Raw genomic sequence first — 5,052 nt, 5'->3', positions numbered from 1 at the left:
GGGTTAAATTGCGTGAGGTTCGAACGAATAACTCGATGATTTTGATTTGCGCTTCAATTACGCGCACGCGGAAGGTACTATTTCGCATAGTCCGACTCCTATCGACTTAGGTTGTTGGATCAGGTGCTTGGGCGGGGTCAGAGCCCGTTCAAGTACGCTAATTTAATCTTGTTTTTCTATTGCTGCTAGTAAATGCCAACTCTGTCTCCATTAAAAATAAAGTTTGGGTTAATAAAATAATCCTTCCTTTTAAACATCTTGCGATTATTTGAGCCCCTACTAGTTCTTTAATTCCTCTAGTAAATGTTGCTTGAGATAATTTTTGACCTGAATCAGATAAAAATTCTTCTAAAGCGTATTTATCTAACACAACTCTATCTTTGTTCATTCCTGAATTTTGCACTGTAAAAATCAATACATTTAGTGCTTTTAGTCCAGCAGAGCCTAATTCAAAAGTCATCGCTATATTTTCAGCGAAAAGTTTTATAAATTTCCCCCTATCAACTTTTTTATAAGTTGTTACATGCGTTCCTAAAATTTCTCCTGTAAGTTGATTGACTAATACATTCCGATCTTTACCCATTTTGGATAATCGAATTTGTTTAGTCCCATAGGAATCATCATATTTTCCATGAATGGATTTTGTTTGTGCTTATTACATCGATATTTTTGATTCCGTCATATGCATTTTTCTATTTTTTCTTACTCTTACTTAAGCATTTTAGTTGTTTTTTTGATTATGTCAACGTATTTTTTTGATTTTAACGTAATCATAAAGACACTCATTTTGATTACAGCAACAACAGTATTTATGGTTTGTGACAAACAGATATTAAAATTTAATTCTTTCTATAACAGGTTTTATGATTACTTCTCTCTCTTGTATCTTTGATAGAAAGAAGTATCAGACGACTCAGTAGCAACGGATTAATTCCGCTTTCTCTTCGACGGTGCTCGCAATTTAAAGCGTAAAAATTGAGTTAAAAAAACAATCCAAAAAAATCCTTAAAATTAAAATACCCACCGCTCGCCACAGCCAAGTGACCGAGCAACGCGAGCGAACGGGCGAGGAAGCGGAAGATAACCGGAAATTAAAAGGAACACAGTCACGCGAAAATCACAAAATACTAATTTTCTTCCAATCTGGGCGATTTGTAAAAACAGCAGTTTGCGCCGTCAGTCTCAAAGATATGTTGAGAGGCCAATTTCTTGGCAGCTATTTTCGTCTCAGAGGAAGATAGATGAAATTGTTGTCTTACCCTTCTCGTGGTCAACGTAGTGATGATGGTTGCTTTGAAGTATTTCATGCCGCACCCCAACTCGCTGGAGAATTCGGGCACGCTGACGAAGGGTTAAATTGCGTGAGGTTCGAACGAATAACTCGATGATTTGATTTTGCGCTTCAATTACGCGCACGCGGAAGGGTAGACTTTTTCATTAGCCTTACTCCTATCACATGTAGGTTTAGGGGTTAGCTGGTAGTAAGAGGCGAAAACTCTTGCTATCAGCGATTACTCATCAATATTTATTGATCTGAGCATTTCTTTTGTAATTTTTTCATTTTCACTTTTTGAAAGTAAAATGGGTCCCTCAAATTTGCAATACGCTTTATTTGTTCTCCATGCTCTCCATACCACATGAGGATTTAGAACATAGACATTACTTGTACCCCATTTTTTAGAATGGTTATAAATCCGTTATCTTTTAAACACTTAATAGCTAAACTTACAGTTGTTCTTTTTTTACCCGTAACTTCTTCAAGAACACGATGTGAGCAAACTACTGCATTGTTTTTATTCATAAATTCGGTTAAGAATAAAAAATATCACCCGAAACGGTATTTTTCTTAAATATCTCTCTAACAGCACCAATATTTTTTTCGGAAAATTGAATAAAAAGGTCTTTATTTTTTTGCATATCGACATTATCTATAAACATATAAGTTCACAATTTTAAACATATGTTTATATAAAACTATAAACACAGTTGTTATTAATGTCAAACATATTTTATGAAAAAACGAACATCTATTTATAAACACATGTTCGATAATACTGAACATATATGTTCAGTAGCTTGTTAAACATATGAAAAATTAAAATTCTTTAAAATCAGAATTTTAATATCTCGTTCTCCTTTCTTATATCTTGAAGTTTTGGAGAGAATTACCATGCAACTGATCAGCAATAAACTAACTTCCGCTTCCTCGTCGCCGCTGTTCGGTGCTCGCAAGCTAAACTTAGAAAGAAAATTAAAAAATAATCCAAAAAATCCTTAAAATTAAAACACCCACCGCTCGCCACAGCCAAGTGACCGAGCAACGCGAGCGAACGGGCGAGGAAGCGGAAGATAACCGGAAATTAAAGGGAACACAGTCACGCGAAAATCACAAAATACTAATTTCTTCCAATCTGGGCGATTTGTAAAAACAGCAGTTTGCGCCGTCAGTCTCAAAGATATGTTGAGAGGCCAATTTCTTGGCAGCTATTTTCGTTTCAGACGCAAGATAGATGAAATTTGTTGTCTTACCCTTCTCGTGGTCAACGTTAGTGATGATAGTTGCTTTGAAGTATTTCATGCCGCACCCCCAACTCGCTGGAGAATTCGGGCACGTTGCCGATTGGTGAGATATTTTGATGTGTGAGCAAAGCTCAAAAGCTGCTCGATTGATATGTTGCACGCTTTCATTATGCGTGCAATATGCGTACTATTTCGCATAGTCTGACTCCTATCTTCGGTAGGTTTTGGATTAGCTGACTGGCAGGATTAACGCTCCTTTCAGTCAGCGCATAAATTTTTTAGTTGATTTTTTACTTTCAAATAGACTGAACAGCTGTTAAATCAACTTTCACAACATATTTAATCTATTTTACCTGTATTATCAATAGTTTCTTTCTCAAGTGCTGCTAGCGCTTGATCAAAAAGATCACCAAGAACACGAATCCCTCGCTTTTCCGCCAAATCATAAAATCGCTGAAAGCTACTTTCTTTTACTTTTATATTCAACTGTCTTTTTTTTTCACCTGAATTAAATCTTGCACGCTTTTGTAGCTTTGGTTCTTGAGGTTCACGTGAAGGAAATCCATTATCTATAGATATTTTTTCTATATCATCGTTATTTGCTTTAGGATTTGGCACTGTCTTAGGTTTAAACTTATTTAAATTTGCAAACGCATCAACTCGCTTTGTTAAGTCCGGCATTTCTAGCCCTCCGGCGATAATTTTGAAATTAATTCTGCTGCAAATGCATCGGCATTCTCGATGGCTTTATCTATTCCTGGCGCTTCAGACGAATTTAATTTATCTAAAGGCTTTTGGAAAAAAAACATTGAACGAAAAGCTTCTCTTTCAGTTAATACTGTATCAAAAACTGGAATTCCTTTATCAGACAAACTTTTTCTAAGACTTGCCATATTTCGTGTTTGATACGCAGGCGGTGTACGTGTTAACAGTATTGAAAAAGGAAGTATGTAATTTTTAACATGTCTTCTAACAGCCTGCTCTTGATCTTTTACTAAGGTTATCGCTCTACCAGCCTGTTCAGCATCAAGCAGTGATCCTTGCATTGGAATAATAACGAAATCTGCTTCCTGAAGTGCATGAATCACAATTTTAGCTGCAGTACCTTCAAGATCAACGATCACAATAGGGTCTATAGCTGCTGCCTCGCGAATATTTAAAGCTATATTATTTTCTGTAATATTAGAAATTACATGAACATTTTCAGGACAATAACCACCTGTAGCCCATTTTTGGATGGGATAATTGGGGTCAGCATCGATAATAGAAACACCAACTCCTCTTTTAGCAAGTTGTGTCGCAAATATAAGTGAAGATGTAGTTTTTCCAACACCTCCTTTAGGACTTATGAAGGCATAAGTAGGCATAAGATAACTCCAGATAACCACAAGTATCAATTAATATAATTAATTATCAAATTATATCATAAGATATCTTTAGTTATCAATTAAAATAAAACTACTTTTTCAGTAGATTTTTTTTGATTTTATGGACTTCCCGTTTACCTTTTTCTCTCTTACGTGAAGCTTCTGCTTGTGGAGTATTTTGATTGCGATTTTTGAATGTAACTTTGTCTGTCGTCGGATCAAACAGAATTTCATAATCAGGAAGATCATTAGATATAGAAAGTTTTTTTATTTCAGATCTAAAATATTTTAATGCAGTTGAACTACCTGTTTTTTTTAAAAGGTTCTCTAAAAAAATTGTAAATTCATGTTGACTACCACAGTGCTTACGAGCAATTTCATATAATCGTCTATCGATAGCTTTCCGTATACGAAAATAATCAGGACTAATTTGTAACACCTTAGTTTTAGTAATAGCCTGATAAAGCCAGTCTGGTAAAGTCACTTCAACCATACCGATATCAAGTTTTCCTTTTTTTTCTTCTAAAATTCTCCAACTGTCAATTAATCCAAAGCCAATACTTTCTTGTTTGTCTTCCGAATAAACAATATTAGTAGTAATACGAGTACCCGAAAGCCTGTCCAATGCTTTTTCTAATTCTTTATAAGATTTACCCCTTTATCTCTGTTAGTCGTTACAAAAAAATCATACGGGGTAAAGATGATAATACGGCTAATAGGTTTACCGTTATTAATTGCCTCTTGTAATTTCGATATGGCATAAATCCAAATATCTTTATCAAAAATTGTGGCTAATCCAATTTCAGCAGCTGGCCTAACCGTGACAATCACGTTGCCATTTTTATATTCCCTGACTTTGGTATCGCCACCTTTTAGGGCAAAAAAAGGGTGTTCCATACTTGCCATTTCATCGCGAAAAGTTGAAACATCAACCTCATCGGCAATAAAAAACTCTAATTGTTTATGTTTACTAGGACGCAATGTATTCAAGTTGTATTTTCTCTTTTTCTTTGTAAGATCAGTCATAGCCTCTCTCCTACGTCATTAGGATTGTTGGTTAGAACTCACTAAGTGATACAAGCACTCAGTGAGTTCATTTTTTCGGGATTTACCGACCCATCATTCGGATTTACCGACCCATCATTCGGGATTTACCGACCAACTA

The 5,052-nt window shown here is 35.4% G+C and carries 5 protein-coding genes and 2 pseudogenes; all 7 read right to left on the bottom strand.

Going from position 1 to position 5,052, the window contains the following annotated elements; translation table 11 throughout:
- Positions 1–157: 157 nt before the first annotated feature.
- The 7 genes and pseudogenes from AYJ55_RS21200 to AYJ55_RS21180 all read right to left on the bottom strand — a co-directional run bounded on the left by AYJ55_RS21200 (position 158) and on the right by AYJ55_RS21180 (position 4,784).
- Positions 158–583: a hypothetical protein gene (locus AYJ55_RS21200; protein ID WP_245677505.1), complete on the bottom strand. Its 426-nt coding sequence runs from the start codon at positions 581–583 to the stop codon at positions 158–160.
- 544 nt (positions 584–1,127) lie between these two features.
- Positions 1,128–1,307: a hypothetical protein gene (locus tag AYJ55_RS29960; RefSeq protein ID WP_162505797.1), complete on the bottom strand. Its 180-nt coding sequence runs from the start codon at positions 1,305–1,307 to the stop codon at positions 1,128–1,130.
- A 338-nt stretch (positions 1,308–1,645) separates the two neighbouring features.
- Positions 1,646–1,804, bottom strand: a pseudogene (locus tag AYJ55_RS36455) (replication/maintenance protein RepL); the annotation flags it as partial.
- Between the two features lie 582 nt (positions 1,805–2,386).
- Positions 2,387–2,578: a hypothetical protein gene (locus tag AYJ55_RS21195; protein WP_063657703.1), complete on the bottom strand. Its 192-nt coding sequence runs from the start codon at positions 2,576–2,578 to the stop codon at positions 2,387–2,389.
- A 281-nt stretch (positions 2,579–2,859) separates the two neighbouring features.
- Positions 2,860–3,201: a hypothetical protein gene (locus AYJ55_RS21190; protein WP_063657810.1), complete on the bottom strand. Its 342-nt coding sequence runs from the start codon at positions 3,199–3,201 to the stop codon at positions 2,860–2,862.
- A 2-nt stretch (positions 3,202–3,203) separates the two neighbouring features.
- Positions 3,204–3,887, bottom strand: coding sequence for a ParA family protein (locus AYJ55_RS21185; RefSeq protein ID WP_063657809.1), 684 nt, complete (start codon positions 3,885–3,887; stop codon positions 3,204–3,206).
- 91 nt (positions 3,888–3,978) lie between these two features.
- Positions 3,979–4,784, bottom strand: a pseudogene (locus AYJ55_RS21180) (replication initiator protein A).
- Between the last annotated feature and the right edge of the window lie 268 nt (positions 4,785–5,052).

This window comes from Candidatus Arsenophonus triatominarum (assembly GCF_001640365.1).
In the GTDB taxonomy this organism is placed as follows: Bacteria; Pseudomonadota; Gammaproteobacteria; order Enterobacterales; family Enterobacteriaceae; genus Arsenophonus; species Arsenophonus triatominarum.
The sequence above is the reverse complement of the archived record's forward strand: the minus strand, read 5'-3'. Positions and strand labels throughout refer to the sequence as shown.

Bases quoted from the DNA above. Each gene is read 5' to 3' on its own strand.
- AYJ55_RS21200 (WP_245677505.1), bottom strand. From the start codon at position 583: ATGGGTAAAGATCGGAATGTATTAGTCAATCAACTTACAGGAGAAATT.
- AYJ55_RS29960 (WP_162505797.1), bottom strand. From the start codon at position 1,307: ATGAAATACTTCAAAGCAACCATCATCACTACGTTGACCACGAGAAGG.
- AYJ55_RS21195 (WP_063657703.1), bottom strand. From the start codon at position 2,578: ATGAAATACTTCAAAGCAACTATCATCACTAACGTTGACCACGAGAAG.
- AYJ55_RS21190 (WP_063657810.1), bottom strand. From the start codon at position 3,201: ATGCCGGACTTAACAAAGCGAGTTGATGCGTTTGCAAATTTAAATAAG.
- AYJ55_RS21185 (WP_063657809.1), bottom strand. From the start codon at position 3,887: ATGCCTACTTATGCCTTCATAAGTCCTAAAGGAGGTGTTGGAAAAACT.